The following is a 20,367-nucleotide window of genomic DNA, read 5'->3' as shown; positions in this document are numbered from 1 at the left end:
CATGAAAAAAACATAAAATGAAGCTTAATTCTGTGAAATAAACGTGCTTTAACAACTTAAAAGTACTGCGTAAACAGCTCTATTCCATGCTAGAATCCTGCCATAATTAACTACTGCTTCCATCTGTACTCCAGTTCGTTATTTCCGCTAATAATGCGATCAGTTCATCTTCTAAATCCTTGCCTTTATCTTCATCTAATAAATGATTAAATAAGATTGAAAAAATAAGTTGATTCCCGTTCAAGTTTGTTAAATAACCAGAGAGCGTGCTGACGCCTTCAATCGTCCCTGTTTTAGCCCGAACATCTAACCCTTTCATCCGATGACGTAATGTACCGCCAACCATTCTGTCCTCTTCTCCAGCTTTTGGCAGGCTATTTAAAAAGTCGGGGAACCACTTTTCCTTTTGTATTTCAAAAAGTAAGCGTGTCAGCTCTTCTGCAGGAATAAAATTCGCAGCTGAAATTCCCGAACCATCCCTTAATTGTAACGTATCTAAACGAATACAATAAGGAACTAACGCTTCTTTTAATGCGGCGATTCCCGCTTCCCATGTCCCATCTCCAAAGGTAATACGTCCTAATTCTTTAGTGAGCATTTCACCAATCCCATTATTGCTCTGTTTCATAAACGGAACTACAATCTTGGATAATGGCGGCGATGCTTGTTGATAAATACACTCCGCATCGACAGGTGTCTTCCCCCTTTTTATTTTTCCTTTTAAAACAATTCCCACTTTTTCAAGCATACGCTTCACTGTTTTCGCAATATAAATTTCAATATCCTTTATTGCCATGTAGACTTCTTGCTTTCCTTCCTTTATTCCAATTTTACCTGATATAATAAATTGATTCTTATCATGATGACGATGTATAATAAGTTCTTCCTCATCTGCCTCTGCTGTCGTAATTGCTTTATTTGTTATCGTTATTCCTTCTGCGTGAGGAATGATTTCCACGGTTGGACTTGCACCAATTTGTTCTGGCTTCACAATGAATTTAATCGAATTCGTATCATAATCTGTATCTGGAGCAAGGCTTAGCGCAGATACCTCCGAGCCATATGCATATTGCTGATCCTTCCATATCAAATCCTGAGACCAACGAATATCATCATACCAGCTATCATCTAAAATAAAGTCACCTGAAATCCGTCTAATCCCCTTTTCTTTTAAAGAAGTTACAAAACGCATGTAATCTTTTAATTGTAAAGTCGGGTCGCCCTTACCAACTAAATATATATTCCCCTGATAACCTCCTCTTACCATTTCTCCATCCATATAAACAGCTGTTTGAAAAGTATAATCAGGACCTAATTTACTCAACGCAGCTACAGCAGTTACTATCTTCAAATTAGAAGCTGGCTGAAGACGGGTGGTTGCAAAATGATCATACATAATCTTTCCACTTATACTGCAGCGGATACTTAATCCTAAAATACTTCCATTTTGTCTACACTTATTATCCAGAAAATTATTCAGCTTCTTCATATGTTCCACCTCAGATTATGTACACGTTATTTGTATATTTAATTCGATATCGATAAGTTCAAATCCTTTTTTTCTAGACAAATACCCTCTCAAATAAAAAATCTTTTCATATATTGACAATACAGGGGGGTGTAAATAATGAGTGGAAAACATGAGTTCAGTGGAGGATTTGCATTACTAGTAGTCTTGTTTATATTATTAATTATTGTAGGTGCATCTTACTGGGGATATTAATGAAAACCATATTTAAAGACCTGACATCTGCAAAATCTTAAGCGGATTGCTTCGCTGAGGCCGGGGACTCCGATTACTCGTCCCACCAAAGAGCGTTGCGGTTACTCGACCTATTGAACCGTCGCTCTTTCCAGTAAGAAAAGAGTTAATTTTTTAACTGCTAAATAATCTTTCCTCCTCTTGATTACAAATAGTGAGCTTTTCCTGTACGATTAGCTTCTATAATACAGATCGTGATACTAAACGCTTGTAAAGATTCTATTTAAAACTCTTTACAAGCAATTTTTATGTTTATTTTTCCGTTTATAAAAAGGAAGGACTGCAGGATAACAATTGCTCAATAAAAACAAGGCTCATCTGCCAACTAGATAGATGAGCCTTGTTCTGCTTATTTTACGGTATCGTTCTTAGATTGATCATTTTCTTCTTTTACTTCATTCTTTTTGTCGTCTTCAGACATTATATTATTTGCGGAATTTTTGAATTCCCGTAAAGTTTGCCCAGCTGCTTTTCCGATTTCAGGGAGTTTTTTAGGCCCAAAAATAATTAAAGCAAGTATGACAATAAGTATTAAGCCTGGCAGTCCAATATTTGCAAAGTTCATGGAATAACACCTCCATCCTGCTTCTATTATAAATCATTTCATCGCTTTTTTTAATGGTTAACCCTTAAAAGTTTGTCTAATTGTCTCTTTTTTGTGAAATATGCAGGATGAGTTTTCGAATTAAATAAGGAAACTGCTCGAAAGCACTGGCAATATGAAGCCTTTCTGTCCTTTTATGAGCATCATGGCCAAAAGGGCCAACATTTAGAACAGGAGCTTTTAGCTCACGCATGAAGGAAAAAGGTAATTCATAAGAATCTCCCCAGACTGGAGTATTTTTTTCATATATTTGTAAGTCAGTACTGCCTTGATAATTGACATAACTTAAATCGCATATTCCATTCAAGAAATGGCTTCGTTTAATCTCTAAATGAAATTGTCTTTTTGCTTCTTTTTCGACATACTGTACACAGGATTCTATAAATGGATCTCCGCTCGAGTTTACAGCCGGATAATAAGGCGGTGCAAATAAAATAACAATCGCTGGTGCAAGTTCTTGGCAATGAATCATTAAACTATCTGTAATACGTAAAGATTTTTCCCTGTCGTCATAGTCATCATTAAAATGGATGTCTTTTATCAGATCTTCAATAAGCTCCTTCCCCAATTTTTTGGTGGCATATTCCAATAATTCTTCGTAAGGAATAACTTTTACAGTCCCAATTGGTCTCACTTGATTATCTTGACATATCTTTTTATAGCGTTCATTGCATTGCGATGCCGCTTTTTTTGCAACCTGCTCAAATAAAGTAAATGCTTCTTCAGCGGTTCTTTCTAAAAGAAAAATATTATACAACGCAGATGAACGATAAGGTGTTTGTGTAGAATAGTGCAATCGTAAATCAGTTTGTTGCAAGGTTACTGGTAATGGCGCGGCCTCACCCAGCACTTCTTCCCTAAAAATAGGATTCCATTCCATCTCTCGTGTCAAAAAAGTAGATATAAATGGTGAAGTCATTCCACTTAAAGGCTCGCCTGCATGCGTTTCTTTCCCATAGAACAAAGCACCTGCCAGTACCTTGCCAATTGTTCCACTGTAAATATAATGCGTATTATCTCGTGGATCGTGCCGGAATGTCGGTTCACTATTTAAAAATAAAGTATAGGTTAAGTCATGTTGCTTTTTTAAATCAATAAGTGCAGGTATTGCATAACGCATTCCAGCGGAATTTACTTCTTCGTCGGGAACTGTAAGTAATAGTAGATTGATGGGCCATTCCTCTATGCTCGCCTGTTCAATTAGACTCATATGCATCACCAGCCCCATTTTCATATCCATCGTGCCACGCCCAAATAAGAATTCTCCAGACTCAATATCCGCACAAATATCTTTGGAGAAGGTATCTTTTTGCTCCAGATACACTTTTGTAAGCTCCTCGGGCTGTGTTGCCAAAGGTTCTAGGGAACCATATTCTTCTGTATTTACCGTATCAAAATGACTTAATAAGCAAATCGTTTGCTTGGCATCAGGATGTTTATATAAAGCGGTTAAAAGCTTGCGGCGCATATCCGCTTCGTGTAATTTTAAATGAGAAGGATTTTTATGAAAATAATCTAAATCTTGAAGCTTAGCATATAGTTTCCTAGGAAACTGCTTTTCTCCCTCTGAGAGACTAATGCTTTTCCAGCTGACAAGCTCATTTAATAACTGCCGTAATTGGCTAGCACTGTTCCATTGAAATTGATTCACCAAAATCCCCGCCTTTCTATTAGTTGTGTTCAAAAAGTAGCCAACGATTTTCGATGGGACGAGTGATCGCAGCAATGTTGTCAGGTTAATGCAACCGCTACGGAAAAATACTACGCTTTCCCGCAGGAGTCTACGTGTTTTTCCTTCGCTAGCTAGTTTCACTTCTATTCGTATTGAGTTTAATATTTAATGATTTTTATTAACCTGACAACATTGGTAATTGCAGGCTCAGGCCCAACCCCATCGAAAAGACACGTCAACGCAGAAATTCACCGCTTATTATTGGGTGACTTTTTGAACATCCTCTATTAATATTATTATCTATTATACCAGTACATGAACGCGTTTACATTATTTACAGTTATTCTATTCTTTAAGAAATAGCCTCTTAAAGCGAGATATCAGTATAGCCTTTCAAAGAAAATATGTTATGATTTAGAAAATTGATAGGTATCAGGAGGTTATTATGGGAAAAAGAGTTCTTTTCTTTGTCTTAACAAACATTTTAGTTATGACGACGATTGTTATTGTTTGGTCCATTATTACAAGTATATTTGATATTGGTCCAAGCTATCGTGCGGATGGTGGAATTAATTATCCTTCGCTCATGGCATTTAGTATTATTGTAGGTTTTACCGGTTCATTCATTTCTTTAGCTATATCCCGATGGATGGCTAAAATGATGATGAAGGTAAAAATAATCCATCCAAACAACTTTACTAGTGAGCAGGAACGTGCTGTTTATGAAAAAGTAGAGCGATTGTCCCGTGCGGCAGGATTAAGACATACACCCGAGGTAGGTATTTACCCATCTTATGAAGTAAATGCTTTCGCAACCGGACCGAGTAAGAAGCGATCATTAGTCGCTGTCTCTCAAGGATTACTGGATAGCATGGACGATGATGCTGTTGAAGGAGTTATCGCCCACGAGGTAGCTCACGTAGCTAATGGCGATATGGTAACAATGACTTTATTACAAGGAATTATTAATACATTTGTCGTATTCTTATCCCGAATTGCTGCAACGATTGTTTCCAGGTTTGTGCGTTCTGAATTGCAGTGGATTGTTCAATTTGCCTGCATTATTATTTTCCAAATCTTATTTTCTATCTTAGGAAGTCTTGTGGTCAACGCTTATTCTAGACATCGAGAATATCACGCTGATCGAGGCGGTGCTGATTTAGCTGGAAGAGATAAGATGGCACATGCTTTACGGTCTTTAAAAGCCTATATTAACCGTTCAGAAGCAGATGATCATACAAATGATGCAGCTATTCAGACGATGAAAATTAGTAATAAATCTAGTTTCCTAAATGCCTTTTCATCTCACCCTCCACTAGAGGAACGAATTGCTAAATTAGAACAGCGTTAATGAATTGACATCTGTCAAGCCTTTACAGGAGCAGGAAAGTGCAAGAATAAAACTTCATTCTTCGGAGCGTTTTCAACTTCTCCAAAGAATGAAGTTTTTTAGTGTAACTATTTCGAAAGAACCTTCACACACACTACTTCTGGAACCTCTATCATTTGATTTGTTTGCGTCAGTTTACCTGTATCTGTGTCCCTTTTAAACAGCACAACGTTACCAGTATGCTGATTGGATGCAAGTAAAAACTTTTCTGTTGGGTCAAGCACAAAATCTCTTGGCCACTCTCCACCAGAAGGCGTAAAACCTATTAAGGCAAGTTCTCCGCTTGTACTGTCTATTTGGAAGGAAGTGATGCTATTATGGCCACGGTTTCCAGTATATAGATACTTTCCGTCTGATGTTATATGAATGGCACTTGCATCATTTGTTTCTGTAAAATCAGCTGGTTTAGCAAGCATTGTCTGCTTCTCTTTAAACTCTCCTGTCTCCGAATTATAATCCAATACAATAACCTCTGAAGATAACTCTGTGAGCAAATAAGCTACCGGTTTACTTGGATGAAAAACAATATGCCTTGGCCCGCTTCCTGGCTTTGCATGAAATGTACTTACTTCTTTCAACGATGAATCTTCCACTTTATAAGTTACAAGTCGATCTGTTCCTAAATCGGCAACCACAATAAATTTTTTATCTGGTGTAAATCCAGTAAAATGTACATGGGGTTTTTCTTGTCGTTCATGCGGTCCATCACCATGATGCTTTGTAAAATGTCCTTGTTCTACTTCTCCATTTTCATGTACAAAATGTAGACCAATCTCTCCCTTATGATAATTCCCTGTTACGACAATATTTTCTGTTGCTTCTAAATGGCATGGCGGGTTTCCCTCTACTAGCTGGCCATTTATAGGTATAAGCTGACCATTTTCTTTATCAACTCGGAAAGCATTCACGCCTCCCATCTCATCTTCCTGTGCAACAGCATATAAATAATCTTGATTTTCATTAAAATTAATATACGTTGGGTTTCCAAGCTCTGCTGCTACTTCAGAAGCAGATAGCTGTTCTGTCTCTGTATCCAAGGTAAACCGATAAATCCCTTGGCTTGTCTTTCTTGTATATGTCCCTGCATATCCAAAGTATTTGCTCATTTCTAATGCATCCTTTCTTCAAATAATCCTTCTATCTGTCTATTGTATCATCTTATGCAGAGAGGTTACATATAAAAGTATTTTCAATTCTATATCTCTTTCAATGAGGTTTTATACTATTAAGATAATTCCTCTTTGTTTTAGATATAATCAAATAAGGCTAAGGTCTCCCCTAGCCCTGTTCACACATTTATTTTTTATTCGTTTTTAGTCTGCTTATGGTCTCATCAAATTCTGCTTCAATTTCTTTATTTGGTTTATAAGTTAATAGACTAACAACAATAATAACAATCATACTTAGAATAAATCCAGGAACAATTTCGTATAGGTATTCTGCCAATGGAGAATAGCCCCACGCGAAGACAACCACAGCTCCGACAATCATCCCCCAAAGCGCCCCTGTTCCTGTTGTTTTTCTCCAGAATAGAGAAAGTAGCACCACTGGGCCAAATGCAGCTCCAAATCCTGCCCAGGCAAAAGACACAAGACCTAAAATCGTATCATTCTGTTGCCAAGCAAAAATTATAGCAATCAAGGAAACAGCTAAAACAGCAATTCTTCCTAATTGAACGTAGATTTTATCCTTTGCCTTTGCATGAAATACAGCTTTAAAAATATCTTCCACTAACGCAGAGGATGTTACAAGAAGCTGTGAAGATACTGTACTCATGATGGCAGCAAGCACAGCTGCTAATAGAATCCCAGCAACAAAAGGATGAAATAATATCTGACCTAAAACAATAAATACTGCCTCCGGATCAGCAAGGGTTAAATCAGGATTCGCATAGAAAAAGGCAAATCCGGATAATGCTGTTGCGGCAGCACCAAGTAATGAAATCACCATCCAGCTGATACCAATACGGCGAGCAGAAGTGGTTTCTTTCACAGATTTAATTGCCATGAAACGAACGATAATATGCGGCTGGCCAAAATAACCTAGTCCCCATGCTAAAGATGATATAATTCCAGTTGCCGATGCAGCAGCAAAAAAGCTTAGCAAATCAGGATTAACCTCTTGTATGATTGTTACCGTTTCACCAATTCCACCAAGTGATATAATAGCCATTGTCGGTACGAGAATAAGTGCTAAAAACATCATCGTCCCTTGCACCACATCCGTAAAGCTAACTGCTAAAAATCCGCCCAAAAGTGTATATAAAATCGTTACGGCAGCGACTATAATTAAACCTGTATGATAGTTTACTCCAAAAGCACTTTGAAAGAACACCCCTCCCGCAACCATGCCGGAAGAAACATAAAAGGTGAAATAAAGTAAAATAACAATACCCGATGCGATACGTAGTATACGGGTTTTGTTTTTAAAGCGATTATCTAAGTAACTTGGAATGGTTATAGAATTATTAGAAACCTCTGTATAGGTTCGGAGTCTCGGCGCTATAATCAGCCAGTTCATCCAAGCCCCGATTGCGAGGCCAATTGCCATCCAGCCTTCTGTTAAACCAAACACATAAATAGCGCCCGGAAGCCCCATCAGCAGCCATTGTGACATGTCTGACGCCCCGGCACTGAGCGCAGATGTAATAGGTCCTAGACTTCTCCCTCCGAGCATATAATCATCTAAATTTGATGTCTTTCGATAAGAATAAACGCCTATGGTTATCATTACTAAAAAGTATAAGATAATCGCTATAATTTGATAGGTTGTTTCCGACATCCGTTCCCCTCCCTTGATCAACTATATAATTTATATGGATAAGATTTCACCGTGTTATATATTGTTATACCTCTAATGATGGAAGTTGAGAAAGGGCTGTATAAGAAACGATCCATGACTTCTACAGCCAAAATATTTTTCCTATGCTCCTCTATCATTCTATGCTTTCTTTTTCCGCTTACCCAAACATAAGAGGAGAGTAAGCGCTGCTGTTCCAATAATAAACGGTTGCTTCTTGATCTTATTGTCCTCTGTATAAAGGGCATCCTTTACAAGTAGATTAAGGTTTTGCGGTCTTTCTGCCAGACGGCGCATAAAATAACCGAACCAATCCTCTCCAAATGGAATATATGTGCAGAATTGATAGCCTTCTTTTACGAGCTGGCGTTGCATATCAACACGAAAGCCATACAACATTTGAAACTCAAAATTATTTTTTGAAATATTATGATCTGCTACAAATTTCTTTATTTCATCAATAATACGATGGTCATGTGTGGCGATAGAGGTAAAAGCTTTCCCAAGCAACCTTTTCTTAACTATCTTCAAGAAATTCCTATCTATTTCTTCTTTAGAGGAATAGGCTACAGAACTATCTTCTTTATAAGCTCCTTTTACGATTCGCAGCCTTACATCCTCCAGCGCATTCACGTCTTTTTCAGCATCATAGAGATAGGTTTGTATAACCGTACCAATATTAGGATAATTTTCACGGAGAAGTTTGAGAATCTCTAATGTTCTACGATAATGAATAAACTTCTCCATGTCAATGTTGATAAAAATATTATATTCTCTCGCCACTTCCAAAATTTGCTTCACATTTTGAATACAGAAAGATTCTTCAATATCTAACCCTAGTTGGGTTAATTTGATAGAAACATGGCAATCTAAATTCTCTTTCTCTATTTGATGAAGCATGTGGATAATATTCTCTTTTGCCTGTTCTGCTTCTTCTCTATCTGTCACAAACTCGCCAAGGTGGTCCATTGTGCAAGTCGTCTGTTTTTGATTCAACTCTTTTATAGTAGGAATAACGGCATCAAAAGCAGTTCCAGCTACGAAGCGCTCTGCTCCAAAGCGTGTTCCAAATTTTTTTGCGCTTTTATTTAAAAGGTCGCTATTTGAAAGTCCTATAAAGAAATCCCTTGCTATGTTTACCATAATACATTTCCCCCAATCTACAAATACCAAAACAAAATCTTAATTTTTAGTGGTATTACCGTTTCCTTCATATCTTCTTATCGTGTAAAAAAGGCTTCCTGTGAGCAGAGAATGGTGCTTTGCTTCTTCTGCTCACTGGTAAGCCACAATCCATTAAAACTGCTCTGATACAATTTTGGCTTCTAAGAAATGCTGAAGGTAATCAGGCCCTCCTGCTTTTGAATCTGTACCGGACATTTTAAATCCGCCGAATGGCTGATAGCCGACAATTGCCGCTGTACAACCACGGTTAAAATAGAGATTACCTACATGAAAATCTTCGCGCGCACGTTCTAAATGATCACGATTTGTAGAGATGACGGCTCCGGTTAAACCGTATTCTGTATTGTTAGCAATTTCTAATAGCTCATCGAAATCCTTTGCCTTTGAAAAAGCAACAACTGGTCCAAAGATTTCCTCTTGCATAATCCGCGCATTCGGATCTACATCTTTGAAAATAGTTGGATGTACAAAGAACCCTTTAGAATCATCCGCTTCTCCTCCAAAAACAAGTTCCCCTTCTTCCTTACCAATTTCAATATAGTTTTTAATTTTATCAAATTGTGTCTGGTTAACTACGGACGCCATATACACATTTTCTTCCGATGGATTTCCAATCGTTAACGTCTTAGCTATTTCAATAGACTTCTCTAAGACTTCATCATATACATCCTCATGAATAACGGCACGAGAGCATGCAGAACATTTTTGCCCTGAGAAGCCAAATGCGGAATGGACGATAGACTCTGCTGCTAAATCTAAATCAGCAGTTTCATCTACAATAATGGTGTCTTTGCCCCCCATTTCGGCAATAACTCGTTTAAGATGCTGCTGGCCTTCTTGAATTTTTGCTGCGCGTTCAAAAATGCGTACTCCAGTCGCTCTTGAACCTGTAAAGTTAATAAAATGCGTATCCTTATGATCTACAAGATAGTCTCCAATTTCTTTTGGATCTCCTGGTACAAAATTTAGCACGCCTTTTGGTAAACCAGCTTCTTCTAAGACTTCCACTAGTTTATAAGCAATAACTGGCGTGTTTTCGGAAGGCTTTAACAAAACAGGATTTCCTGCGACAATCGGTGCAGCAGCTGTCCCACAAACGATCGCGAAAGCAAAATTCCACGGCGGAATAACTACTCCAGGACCCATCGCTTTATAAAAGTACTTGTTATTCTCGTTCGCACGGTCAACCACAGGTTTTCCTTTCTCAAGTTCCAGCATCTGACGGCCATAATATTCTAAGAAATCAATACCTTCCGCCGTATCTCCATCTGCTTGATCCCATGGTTTACCAGCATCATGAACAAGCCATGCAGAAAATTCATGTTTACGACGGCGCACAATAGCTGCTGCGCGGAATAAAATGTGTGCCCGATCCTCTACAGGAACCTTCCTCCATTTTTCATAAGCTTCCACCGCAGACGCAAAAGCCTGTTCAACATGTTCCTTTGTTGCCTTGGATACTTTTCCGATCACTTCGTCCTTATTAGATGGATTAATCGATACTAACTTATCGTCTGTATATATTTTCTCACCATTAATAACAATAGGATACTCTTTTCCTAATTCAGTACGAACAGCGCTTAAAGCTGCCTCAAATTGTTTTCTATTTTCTTCCACCTTAAAATCTGTAAACGGTTCATGCTTAAATGGCAATACCATAAAAAAACCTCCTAGTAAATAAATAATATGATTCTATCTCTACGTATATTACATGCAAAAAACATGCCAATTTTAGAATTATAAAAAATAAAACGCTGCAACCCCCGCAAATCTTGACAGCGTTTTCAATAATTTTATTTTTCTATTGATTTTCTTAGCGATTTTATTAACAATAGTGTAAAGTATATTTACACATACTGTTTAGCATATTTACAAATATCTTTACATTCTTGAGGTGAAAATATGAATGAAATTTTATATTTTGAAGAATTATTACGTTCAGAAGATGATGCAATTACCATTGTGGATGCAAAAAGAAACGTAGTCTATTGGAATAATGCCGCAGAAGAAACCTATCAAATTACGAAAGAACAAATTATCCATCAACCGATTACAAACTTTTTCTCTCATGATGACTTAATGATTATAAAAGTTTTGCAGACGATGCAACCAGTCAAAAATGTCTATCATCAACCAAGAAAAGACAAGCATGTTGTTATTAATACATCTCCTGTCTTCAATCGAGAAAATATATTAGTTGGCGTCATTTCTATCGAACGCGACATTACGGATATTGTAAAATTAAATGATAATCTTGAAAGTACCTCTCAAGAATTACAGGAGTTGAAGCAGCAAATGGAGCCTTCTTCTTCTACTTCTCCTTTTTCTAAATTAAAGGGAGAAAGCCAAGCGCTAAAGCAAATGATTCGACTTGCCAGTAAAACAGCTAATACGGATGCGACCACTTTAATACTTGGGGAAAGCGGTACAGGAAAAGAAGTATGTGCTCGTGCCATTCATGACGCTAGTAAAAGAAAGAATGCTGCCTTTATTCCCGTCAATTGTGGTGCAATTCCGCAAGCACTATTTGAAAGTGAATTATTTGGTTATGAAAGCGGCTCCTTCACCGGTGCAGAAAAAGGAGGAAAAGCTGGTAAAATAGAAATGGCTGATGGCGGGACAATTTTTTTAGATGAAGTTGGTGAACTTCCACTTGACATGCAAGTAAAGCTTCTCCGTGTTCTTCAAGAGAATCGCATTTATCGTATTGGCGACTCACGAGGAAAGCAAGTTGATGTACGTTTTATTGCTGCAACAAATCAAAACTTGGAGAAATTAATGCAAGAAAACAAATTTAGATCTGACTTATTTTACCGATTAAATGTCATCCAATTAACCATGCCGCCTCTAAGAGAGAGGAAAAAGGATATTGAAATACTTGCCAAAAACTTTTTAAAACAATTTGCCTTCAAGTATCAAGTTCCCGTTCCCGAAATGCCCGCTGAAACAATGGAGGTATTACGACAATATCATTGGCCTGGTAATATTAGAGAAATTCGCAACCTTATGGAACGGATCGTCATCTTGCATGAAGGAGCTACATTAACAAGACAAGATGTTTTAAGCTTTCTGCCGGCTTCGTTTTCCAATCAACCGTTAGCCAATGTGGAAACTTTGCCAATGGAGAAAGAAAACATGGAGAAATTATCGATTGAACAAGCCTTGGAGTTTTTTAATGGAAATAAATCAAAAGCTGCCAAACAGTTAGGCATTTCTCGTGTTACACTCTATCAAAAAATTAAAAAATACAATCTATCGAATTAACTGCTCATAAATAATCTATTAGAGAGGCTCGCCCCTCTCTGAGATACTTTTTTTAATAAAGCCGCTATACTTTTTCTCTAGTCCCACGTCTTTACAATATGTTAGCCTGACTAGAGAAAATGCAGTTAAGGTATGTACAACTGATTTTAGTTTGTTTTTGTATCAACAGTAGTATCAATGTAACCTTATTCGGATAGAAGATTCACGCAGCGCATGCTAATTCGTTATGTTTCGGCTTAAAATGATCAACTTTTTTAGGATTCTCTATTTATGATCCATTAGAAATAGAATCTCGTTAAGTAAATTTAATATCATTAGTTTTATCAGTTAAGTTTTTACCACCTTCATACGGCACTATACGCTTCTCGTGATCTTGCCATACGCAACCATCTCTTCTGTTTTTTCATTGTTGCCCTCCCTTCGTATTATTATATTTCTGACATAACAAAAGACACCTCAATGAGATGTCTATTCCTACTTAACTTTATTAATTATTCAAATCAACTTTTATAACCACTGGAATTCCATTACTGTCCCATTCAATCTTAATTGCTGATAAGGGAACTTGAATTTCAAAAGGCCATTTCTCATCACGAGCTAATTTACCAATACAAACTCCAGATGTATCCAACTGTTCTAGACCGCCCCAGCCAGTGTACAAAGTAATGTATGCCGTTTTCATATGACTCTCCTCCTCTCCACTATACATATATTCTACACAGCAGGAATATTATCCTGCATAAAAAACAATAAAATCTAAATATAACATTCTTTCGAGGCATGACAAAAGACACCCCCGTGGAGATGTCTTTTATCATTTCACCAAACTCCCTTTATCAACTGTCAATTCAGATAGTTTCTCATTTATATAGTGAATTGCACGCTTTACAACAAAAAGAAGAAAGAAATAACACTAGTTTTGTCGAAAGCATTCCATTTTATTTTACTTTTTGCGATAATGCTTTTGGTGATACGATAATAAAACAATTATTACGCTATTTGTTGTAACCAATATAGCTAAAGAAAGGTGCAGAGTATAAATCATGAATTCTGAGGAAAATCTGAATGAGTATAATAGAGAAGAAATTGTACTTTCTATTGTCCAAAAGAGGTGTGAAATGTTACAGCAGGCCAAAAAAAATGGTCTAGCTGCCCAAGCAACTGTTAACTGCAGCCAAGAATTAGATGAACTAATGAATCAATTAGTTCATTTACAAAATTAATAAATGAGATAAGGGGGCCTTTTCTTAAAAGGTCCTCTGTTTTATTATGTTATTATGCATAAAACAGAAGGAAGCTCTATAAATTAAAAAAATTGAAACCAAATGAAAGTTTAAAACGTATATATTAATAAGAGCAGGAGAAAGGAGGGTTATACATAATGACTTTATTTGGTTACGCAATGCAAGATTTATATTTATGGGTACTTATTATCGCAGCAATATTGACAGTAGTTGTTTTATTATTTGGAGATCTATTGGATGGTATTTTCGAAGCATTTCCCTTCTTACATCCTGTCCTTATACTTTCCTTTTTCATTTTTTTATCTGCTATCGGGTATGTTCTCGAATGGTTCATGAACTGGCCGAGTATCGTGATTCTAATTACAGCTTCCATCCTAAGCATAATTTTTGTTACACTTTTACATTTATTTGTTCTTGTTCCTATCCGATCCGCCGAGCAATCATGGGGATATTCCGAAGAAGATTTAGTTGGCGGGATTGGAACTGCAATTGTATCTATTCCAATTGATGGATACGGTGAAGTAATGATAAAAAGGAAAAGCGGCGTTATTTCAAAACCAGCTGTCAGCTATGATAATGAAGAAATTCCTCAAGGGGAACGGGTCTTGATTATCGAAATAAAAGATGGTGTTTTCTATGTTAGTCCTTATCAATCGTTGGATTAGCTAATTGCATAGATTAGCTTTTCACATATAATGAAACTTCATTCTTCATGAAAGGAATGTTAGTGGATGATATCAGATTGCCAGTATCTGCTTACTTAAAAATAATTAAAGAGCTTAGATTGTTGCAGTCTGATAAATAAAATTTAGAGGAGGAAAAATATGTCGGAACTTTGGATTGTCATTATTGTAGCAGCCGCGCTTCTTTTAGCACTACTTGGACTGTTTGTGACAAAATATCGTACAGCAGGTCCGGATGAAGCGTTAATCGTTACAGGGAGTTATCTTGGGGGAAAGAATGTCCATATCGACGAAGCCGGAAATAAAATTAAAATTATTCGTGGCGGCGGTACCTTCGTGGTTCCTGTTTTTCAACAAGCAGAACCACTTAGTCTATTATCTAGTAAACTGGAGGTAACTACTCCCGAGGTTTACACAGAGCAAGGTGTTCCTGTTTTAGCAGATGGTACAGCAATTATAAAAATAGGTGGATCTATCAGTGAAATTGCTACAGCAGCAGAACAATTCCTTGGAAAATCCAAACAAGACCGGGAAATGGAAGCAAAAGAAGTGCTGGAAGGACATCTCCGTTCTATTCTCGGCTCTATGACGGTGGAGGAAATTTATAAAAACCGAGATAAATTTTCTCAGGAAGTTCAGCGTGTTGCATCTCATGATCTGGCAAAAATGGGGTTAGTTATTGTTTCTTTCACCATTAAGGATGTAAGAGATACAAACGGATACTTAGAATCCCTTGGTAAGCCCCGTATTGCTCAAGTAAAGCGTGATGCTGACATCGCAACAGCTGAAGCAGAGAAAGAAACACGAATTAAACGCGCGGAAGCTGCAAAAGATGCTAAACGTGCTGAATTACTACGAGCAACAGAGATTGCCGAATCAGAAAAAGAAAATCAATTAAAAACTTCTGAATATCGCCGTGAACAAGATAGTGCAAAAGCACGTGCAGACCAAGCTTATGACTATGAAACAGCTCGTGCTAAGCAAGAAGTTACCGAGCAAGAAATGCAAATCAAGATTATTGAGCGTCAAAAACAAATTGAACTAGAAGAAAAAGAAATTCTTCGTCGTGAGAAACAATATGACTCAGAAGTGAAGAAAAAAGCGGATGCAGACAGATATTCTGTTGAGCAGGCGGCAATTGCTGATAAAGCAAAAGAAATGGCTACAGCAGATGCCAATCAATATCGTATTGAAACAGCAGCTCGTGCGGAAGCTGAGAAAATCCGTGTGGATGGTTTGGCAAAAGCGGATGCAGAACGCGCGCAAGGGGAATCAGAAGCAGAGGTTATCCGCTTGAAAGGTCTTGCAGAAGCAGAAGCAAAAGAAAAAGTTGCTCAGGCCTTTGAAAAATACGGTGAAGCAGCGATTCTTGATATGGTTATCAAAATGCTTCCAGATTATGCAAAACAAGTTGCAAGCCCGCTATCCAATATTGATAAGATTACGGTTGTTGATACAGGCAGCAACGGTCCAAATGGCGGCGCGAATAAAGTCTCCAGTTATGCAACGAACTTAATCAGTACATTGCAGGAAAACCTAAAAGAAACCTCTGGAATCGATATTAAAGAATTACTGGCAGGTGCATCGAAAGGGAATGCTTATCCGCAAACGAAGGAAACACCTGCAGCTCCGGCAGCATCAGAGGTTGCTGCCGCGAAAACAAATGATGAGAATTAAGGTATAAAGCAATAAACAGCACGAAATTCCTATCTTCTTCAAATAGATATGTTATAAAAGCCTTTCACTCCTAGACCATGGTGTGAAAGGCTTTTTACTATACTTATATAGCAGAAAATTTTTGTTGGTATTTACAAAACAGCTAATATAGTGAACATGAAACCGCAATAAGCATATGCCCTACATGCAAACGAGTCTCAGCAGTTTCTCTCACCCGCCTTTAAAGCTCAAACCCGATCGATAAAACATGTCAGCACCTTTGCTTCCTGCTCATCCACCGGAAGAAATAAATGCGGTTTGGAGCCGGCAAAATAAGCACTGTCCCCTGTTTGAAGCAGCTGCTTTTTTCCATCGTATAATAATTCAATTTCCCCTTCTAGTATATAAATAAATTCATCCTGTGAATGCGTATACGTTTTTTCATCACGCAGATTCTGAGACTTAGGTGTAACATGTACAATAGTCGGTTCAATTCCGCTATATTGGGAGCGATTAGCTAAAATCTCATAGGAATAGCCCATGCTCTCATCCCCTACTTTTTGCGGCCGGTTTCTTTTCTTTTGAATAACAATATCCTGTTCTTCTTTATCATCCAATACCCATGACAGCTGTATATGCAGGGCATCACAGATTCGGGATAAGGTTGCTATCGCTGAGGCAGTCTGCCCATTCTCAATTTTGGACAGAAGACTCTTAGAAATATTGGAAGCGTCCGCAATTTCTTGCTGTGTCTTATTTTCCCGTCTTCTTGCATACTTAATTTTTTCACCGATTTTATGTAATTCGATATCACTCATTCCTTCCTTCACGATCTTGTTTCATACTTTGATAGTATATTTAATCATAAGCTAGACAAACCGATGTAGTCAATCTATACTCTGATGCTATTCTAATAGAAAATTACATCGTATAATTACTCCACATCACTTACATAAAAAATAGATAAATTTTCCGTTTTATGCAACCTCTTGATCAGAAAAAGCATCTACATAGTGAAAGGAGCGATAATTCATTGGAACTTGCAGATCGTATCAAACAACAGGAAGAGGCTGCATTTACCGAAACCATGCAATTATATGGCGATTATTTAACTCGAACTGCTTTTCTTCTATTAAAGGATTATCAGCTTTCTCAAGAAATTGTCCAAGATACTTTTTTTATAGCTTTTCAAAAAATAGATCAGCTTGAAAATCCAAATCGGTTAAAATCCTGGTTAACAACCATTGTATGGAATCAGTGTCGAAGCACCATGCGAACACTGACATTTAAAAATGTATTTGCATCGCGTCATGAGAAACTTGAGAATTCTGTAGATAACGGGCTAACTCCAGAGGATAATATTTTAGGCATAGAGAGAAACATGGAGTTGGCTAATGCTATTCAAAAACTTTCTTATAAATATCGTGAAGTAATTATCTTATACTATTATAACGATTTAACTATTACAGAGATTTCTCGCCTCACCCAGACAAAAGAAAGTACGATTAAATCCAGGTTAAAGCGAGGAAGGACTTCTTTAAAAGATGTATTATCCACGATGGAGGTGGCATCCCATGCCCGAGAATAACGAAATGAAGAAAAAGCTCGAATCAGAGTTACAGACCATTCGCTTTACAAAACAGCGTGATGTTTTGCAAAGCCTGAAATGCGCAGAACAAAAGTCGAAATGGTATCGCTTTTGGAATAAAGAAATATCTATTCCTGTCATCCCTATCAGTACAATCTGTGTTTCGGTATTTGTTGCATTTTCCTTCATTGGTTTTAACGCAGAAAATAAGCGAGATGATGATACTTTATTCATCGAGTTTGGCGGAAGCACTTATTTATCTCAGCAATTTAAGAAGGAGATTGGAAATGAAAATTAAGTTAAAAGTTAAGCATATCGCATGGATACTTGTTATTTTTCTTATACTTTTGCCAGCATGTATGATTTTTCTTTTCCCCCAAGCAGAATTATGGTTAGCAAAACAAAAACTCGAAAATGGTGAAGCCAGCGGTAAAGCAAAATTACTAGACGTTTTAGATAAGCGAATAACATACAACCAACGATATGACGCAATTCAAACATATATGATTGATGTAAGTGACAGTAGTTTATATGATATAACTATTTCTCCTACAGGTACTGGATCCACCTCCACGAATGGAATGAATTCAAAGTTTTCCTGGGATGAAAAAGCCCCTCACCTTCAGGATTATATAGAAAATGGGCCTTTACAATCAGAATATCCTTCTGCTGTGAAAAATCTTGCTTTCTATTATCAGCAGCATCATGAGCCAGAGCTGGCAAAAGAAGTCTATACGCAGGGTCTAAAACGATTGAAAAAAGGCAATGATACCTTTTTACTGCATGAGCTGCAGATTTTTTCAATAGAAGCAAGTGTCCAGATGCATGATTTTCAAGCAGCTGCAGAAACACTGCAGGAAGTAAAAGAATATGCAGATTCATATAATATGGATTTACAAATGCAAATAGCAAGAGCAGAAGCTGAAATGCACATTCAACAAGGTGAACTCGAGCTTGCTGCAAACACAGTAGAACAGCTACTTACCGCCATTGAAAAAAGTAAGGGAGATATCCTACTGACAGATTCGGTTTTTTATGAGGAACTGCAAACATTGGATAACCATCTTCAGCGTGCTCTATTAACAGATGCTTCCCTAAGAGAAGTAACTGGAAGGGTCACCTATACAGATGGAACACCAATAGCTGATGTGGGCATATTTCTTCGAGACATAGGGCTTTCTAATTATTCCATATTGTCAAATGAAGCAAATCATACAGAGACAAATGAGAATGGCGAATTTACATTTCATCATGTTTTACCCGGAAACTATCAAATTACTGCCGGCTTCAGCACGGATATGATAGATGGCTATATGGTTCCATTTGAACATGGAGATATTCTTTCTATAGATGGAAGCGAGGATAAGGTATATGATATCACTTTAGAACCAGTCATTGACCTAATCCAGCCAGTAAATGAAACAGTGATCCAAGAAAATCAATTTGATTTAGAATGGGAGCCTGTAGAAGGAGCGAGTTACTATATGCTCGAATTTACTGTAGAAGGAGACGGAGCTAGCTATAGTTTAAATTTAGATAATAAAATAACCACCAATAAAACTACCATTGAACTAGAAGATTTATACTTTCTTCCAACTTCGATTATTGTGGATGAACAGGATACAAAAGAAGACTTTTTTGAACCATCTGCTTCACTCGGTTTTACAAATCCAAATGGAACATATTCTTGGGGAGTTTCTGCCTACGATAGCCAAGATCAGCTAATTAGTTCGAGCGGAGGTTACCGATTAAGCGAGGAGAATATAAATAACATTCCTATAATTCATTTACAAAATAGAGAACTGACCAATGCAGACGAACTGCTCCTTGATGGCAAGCTGAAGGAAGCTTTACAAGAATACAAAGAAAATGCGGAAAAAGATGAAGCTGATTTGCATAGTTTACGCATGATTACGGTGTTGATTGGTATAGAAAGTGACGGAACCTGGGAAAATCGTACAGAACTTGCCCTTCCCTACTATATCATGCTGGCAGATCAAACGGAAAATGCTGATTACGCATGGGAGGTTCTAGATTATTATCAGCGCCAGCGCGACTGGGAAAATTATAATTATTGGTTCCAGAAATATATCCATTGGAATGACACCGAATTAGATAGCTATACAGAATCTTCTCATGCGACTGCTCTCTTATTCCAAGGAAAGATAGAACAGGCACGCAAATATTTCCAAGCTGCTGCTGAAAATGATTTGAACCATGCAGATTTAGAAAACTGGTTCGCTCTTGAGCTGTTTGATGGGCAAAGTATTAGAGATGTGATGAATTTGGCCTTACAATATCCGAGCTATGATACAGATCTTTCTTATACTGATTGGAGTCTTATTCTACATGATATGTATGAAGAATCAGGGCGCGTGGAAAACTACCAAGAGGAAATAAAGCATGTTCTATCATTATATATTTTAGGAGATGAATCTGGATTAAATACATGGATAGATTCGACTGAATTAGAAGCACTAAAGAAATTTATGCAGCAATTAAAAGAAATAACTTACTGAT

General features: G+C 37.3%; 18 protein-coding genes. 9 read left to right on the top strand and 9 right to left on the bottom strand.

Going from position 1 to position 20,367, the window contains the following annotated elements; genetic code table 11:
• Positions 1-106: 106 nt before the first annotated feature.
• Entirely contained in the window at positions 107-1,489 is a 1,383-nt protein-coding gene (gene dacB, locus KI343_RS01360) for a D-alanyl-D-alanine carboxypeptidase/D-alanyl-D-alanine endopeptidase (RefSeq protein ID WP_212924629.1), read from the bottom strand.
• Between the two features lie 138 nt (positions 1,490-1,627).
• On the opposite strand from dacB, the gene KI343_RS01355 reads away from it, so the two are divergent.
• Positions 1,628-1,723: a YjcZ family sporulation protein gene (locus KI343_RS01355; protein WP_212924628.1), complete on the top strand. Its 96-nt coding sequence runs from the start codon at positions 1,628-1,630 to the stop codon at positions 1,721-1,723.
• A gap of 388 nt (positions 1,724-2,111) precedes the next feature.
• Here the strand turns inward: KI343_RS01355 and tatA are convergent, their stop codons facing one another.
• On the bottom strand, positions 2,112-2,327 hold the full coding sequence (gene tatA, locus KI343_RS01350; protein ID WP_212924627.1) for a twin-arginine translocase TatA/TatE family subunit: 216 nt from the start codon (positions 2,325-2,327) through the stop codon (positions 2,112-2,114).
• Positions 2,328-2,403: 76 nt separating this feature from the next.
• A complete protein-coding gene (locus tag KI343_RS01345; RefSeq protein ID WP_212924626.1) occupies positions 2,404-4,017 on the bottom strand; it encodes a M20/M25/M40 family metallo-hydrolase in 1,614 nt (537 codons plus the stop codon).
• A 466-nt stretch (positions 4,018-4,483) separates the two neighbouring features.
• Here KI343_RS01345 and htpX point away from each other — a divergent pair, with 466 nt between their 5' ends.
• Positions 4,484-5,389, top strand: coding sequence for a protease HtpX (gene htpX / locus KI343_RS01340; protein WP_212924625.1), 906 nt, complete (start codon positions 4,484-4,486; stop codon positions 5,387-5,389).
• A 107-nt stretch (positions 5,390-5,496) separates the two neighbouring features.
• Here the strand turns inward: htpX and KI343_RS01335 are convergent, their stop codons facing one another.
• The 4 genes from KI343_RS01335 to pruA form a co-directional block, all read right to left on the bottom strand.
• Positions 5,497-6,534 carry a lactonase family protein gene (locus tag KI343_RS01335; RefSeq protein ID WP_212924624.1) on the bottom strand — a complete coding sequence of 346 codons (1,038 nt, stop codon included), beginning with the start codon at positions 6,532-6,534 and terminating at the stop codon, positions 5,497-5,499.
• A gap of 190 nt (positions 6,535-6,724) precedes the next feature.
• Entirely contained in the window at positions 6,725-8,209 is a 1,485-nt protein-coding gene (gene putP / locus KI343_RS01330; protein WP_212924623.1) for a sodium/proline symporter PutP, read from the bottom strand.
• Between the two features lie 159 nt (positions 8,210-8,368).
• The gene (locus KI343_RS01325) at positions 8,369-9,370 is read right to left on the bottom strand and encodes a proline dehydrogenase family protein (protein ID WP_212924622.1); all 1,002 of its coding nucleotides are present in this window, start codon (positions 9,368-9,370) and stop codon (positions 8,369-8,371) included.
• 153 nt (positions 9,371-9,523) lie between these two features.
• Positions 9,524-11,071, bottom strand: coding sequence for an L-glutamate gamma-semialdehyde dehydrogenase (pruA, locus tag KI343_RS01320; RefSeq protein WP_212924621.1), 1,548 nt, complete (start codon positions 11,069-11,071; stop codon positions 9,524-9,526).
• Between the two features lie 243 nt (positions 11,072-11,314).
• On the opposite strand from pruA, the gene KI343_RS01315 reads away from it, so the two are divergent.
• Positions 11,315-12,676 carry a sigma-54 interaction domain-containing protein gene (locus KI343_RS01315; protein WP_212924620.1) on the top strand — a complete coding sequence of 454 codons (1,362 nt, stop codon included), beginning with the start codon at positions 11,315-11,317 and terminating at the stop codon, positions 12,674-12,676.
• Between the two features lie 487 nt (positions 12,677-13,163).
• On the opposite strand, the gene KI343_RS01310 is transcribed toward KI343_RS01315, so the two are convergent.
• Positions 13,164-13,358 carry a hypothetical protein gene (locus KI343_RS01310; protein ID WP_212924619.1) on the bottom strand — a complete coding sequence of 65 codons (195 nt, stop codon included), beginning with the start codon at positions 13,356-13,358 and terminating at the stop codon, positions 13,164-13,166.
• A gap of 361 nt (positions 13,359-13,719) precedes the next feature.
• Between KI343_RS01310 and KI343_RS20295 the strand changes: the two genes are divergently transcribed.
• The 3 genes from KI343_RS20295 (at position 13,720) to KI343_RS01295 (ending at position 16,280) form a co-directional block, all read left to right on the top strand.
• A complete protein-coding gene (locus KI343_RS20295; protein WP_212924618.1) occupies positions 13,720-13,899 on the top strand; it encodes an aspartyl-phosphate phosphatase Spo0E family protein in 180 nt (59 codons plus the stop codon).
• A gap of 158 nt (positions 13,900-14,057) precedes the next feature.
• Complete coding sequence (locus KI343_RS01300) at positions 14,058-14,585, top strand: NfeD family protein (RefSeq protein ID WP_212924617.1); 528 nt, start codon at positions 14,058-14,060, stop codon at positions 14,583-14,585.
• Between the two features lie 159 nt (positions 14,586-14,744).
• Positions 14,745-16,280: a flotillin lipid rafts scaffold protein FloT gene (locus KI343_RS01295; RefSeq protein ID WP_212924616.1), complete on the top strand. Its 1,536-nt coding sequence runs from the start codon at positions 14,745-14,747 to the stop codon at positions 16,278-16,280.
• 227 nt (positions 16,281-16,507) lie between these two features.
• Here KI343_RS01295 and KI343_RS01290 read toward each other — a convergent pair whose 3' ends face one another.
• A complete protein-coding gene (locus KI343_RS01290; RefSeq protein WP_212924615.1) occupies positions 16,508-17,077 on the bottom strand; it encodes a helix-turn-helix domain-containing protein in 570 nt (189 codons plus the stop codon).
• 215 nt (positions 17,078-17,292) lie between these two features.
• On the opposite strand from KI343_RS01290, the gene KI343_RS01285 reads away from it, so the two are divergent.
• From KI343_RS01285 to KI343_RS01275, 3 genes are read left to right on the top strand one after another with little or no spacing between them, the layout of a single operon-like run.
• Entirely contained in the window at positions 17,293-17,847 is a 555-nt protein-coding gene (locus KI343_RS01285; RefSeq protein WP_212924614.1) for an RNA polymerase sigma factor, read from the top strand.
• Positions 17,834-18,145 (top strand): hypothetical protein, encoded by a 312-nt coding sequence (locus KI343_RS01280; protein ID WP_212924613.1) that lies wholly within the window; start codon positions 17,834-17,836, stop codon positions 18,143-18,145. The genes KI343_RS01285 and KI343_RS01280 overlap by 14 nt, the downstream gene beginning before the upstream one ends.
• Positions 18,135-20,366: a carboxypeptidase-like regulatory domain-containing protein gene (locus KI343_RS01275; protein WP_212924612.1), complete on the top strand. Its 2,232-nt coding sequence runs from the start codon at positions 18,135-18,137 to the stop codon at positions 20,364-20,366. The genes KI343_RS01280 and KI343_RS01275 overlap by 11 nt, the downstream gene beginning before the upstream one ends.
• Position 20,367: the final 1 nt, after the last annotated feature.

Origin of the sequence: Oceanobacillus sp. J11TS1 (assembly GCF_018333215.1) — a bacterium.
Taxonomy (GTDB): Bacteria; Bacillota; Bacilli; order Bacillales; family Amphibacillaceae; genus Oceanobacillus.
The sequence above is the reverse complement of the archived record's forward strand: the minus strand, read 5'-3'. Positions and strand labels throughout refer to the sequence as shown.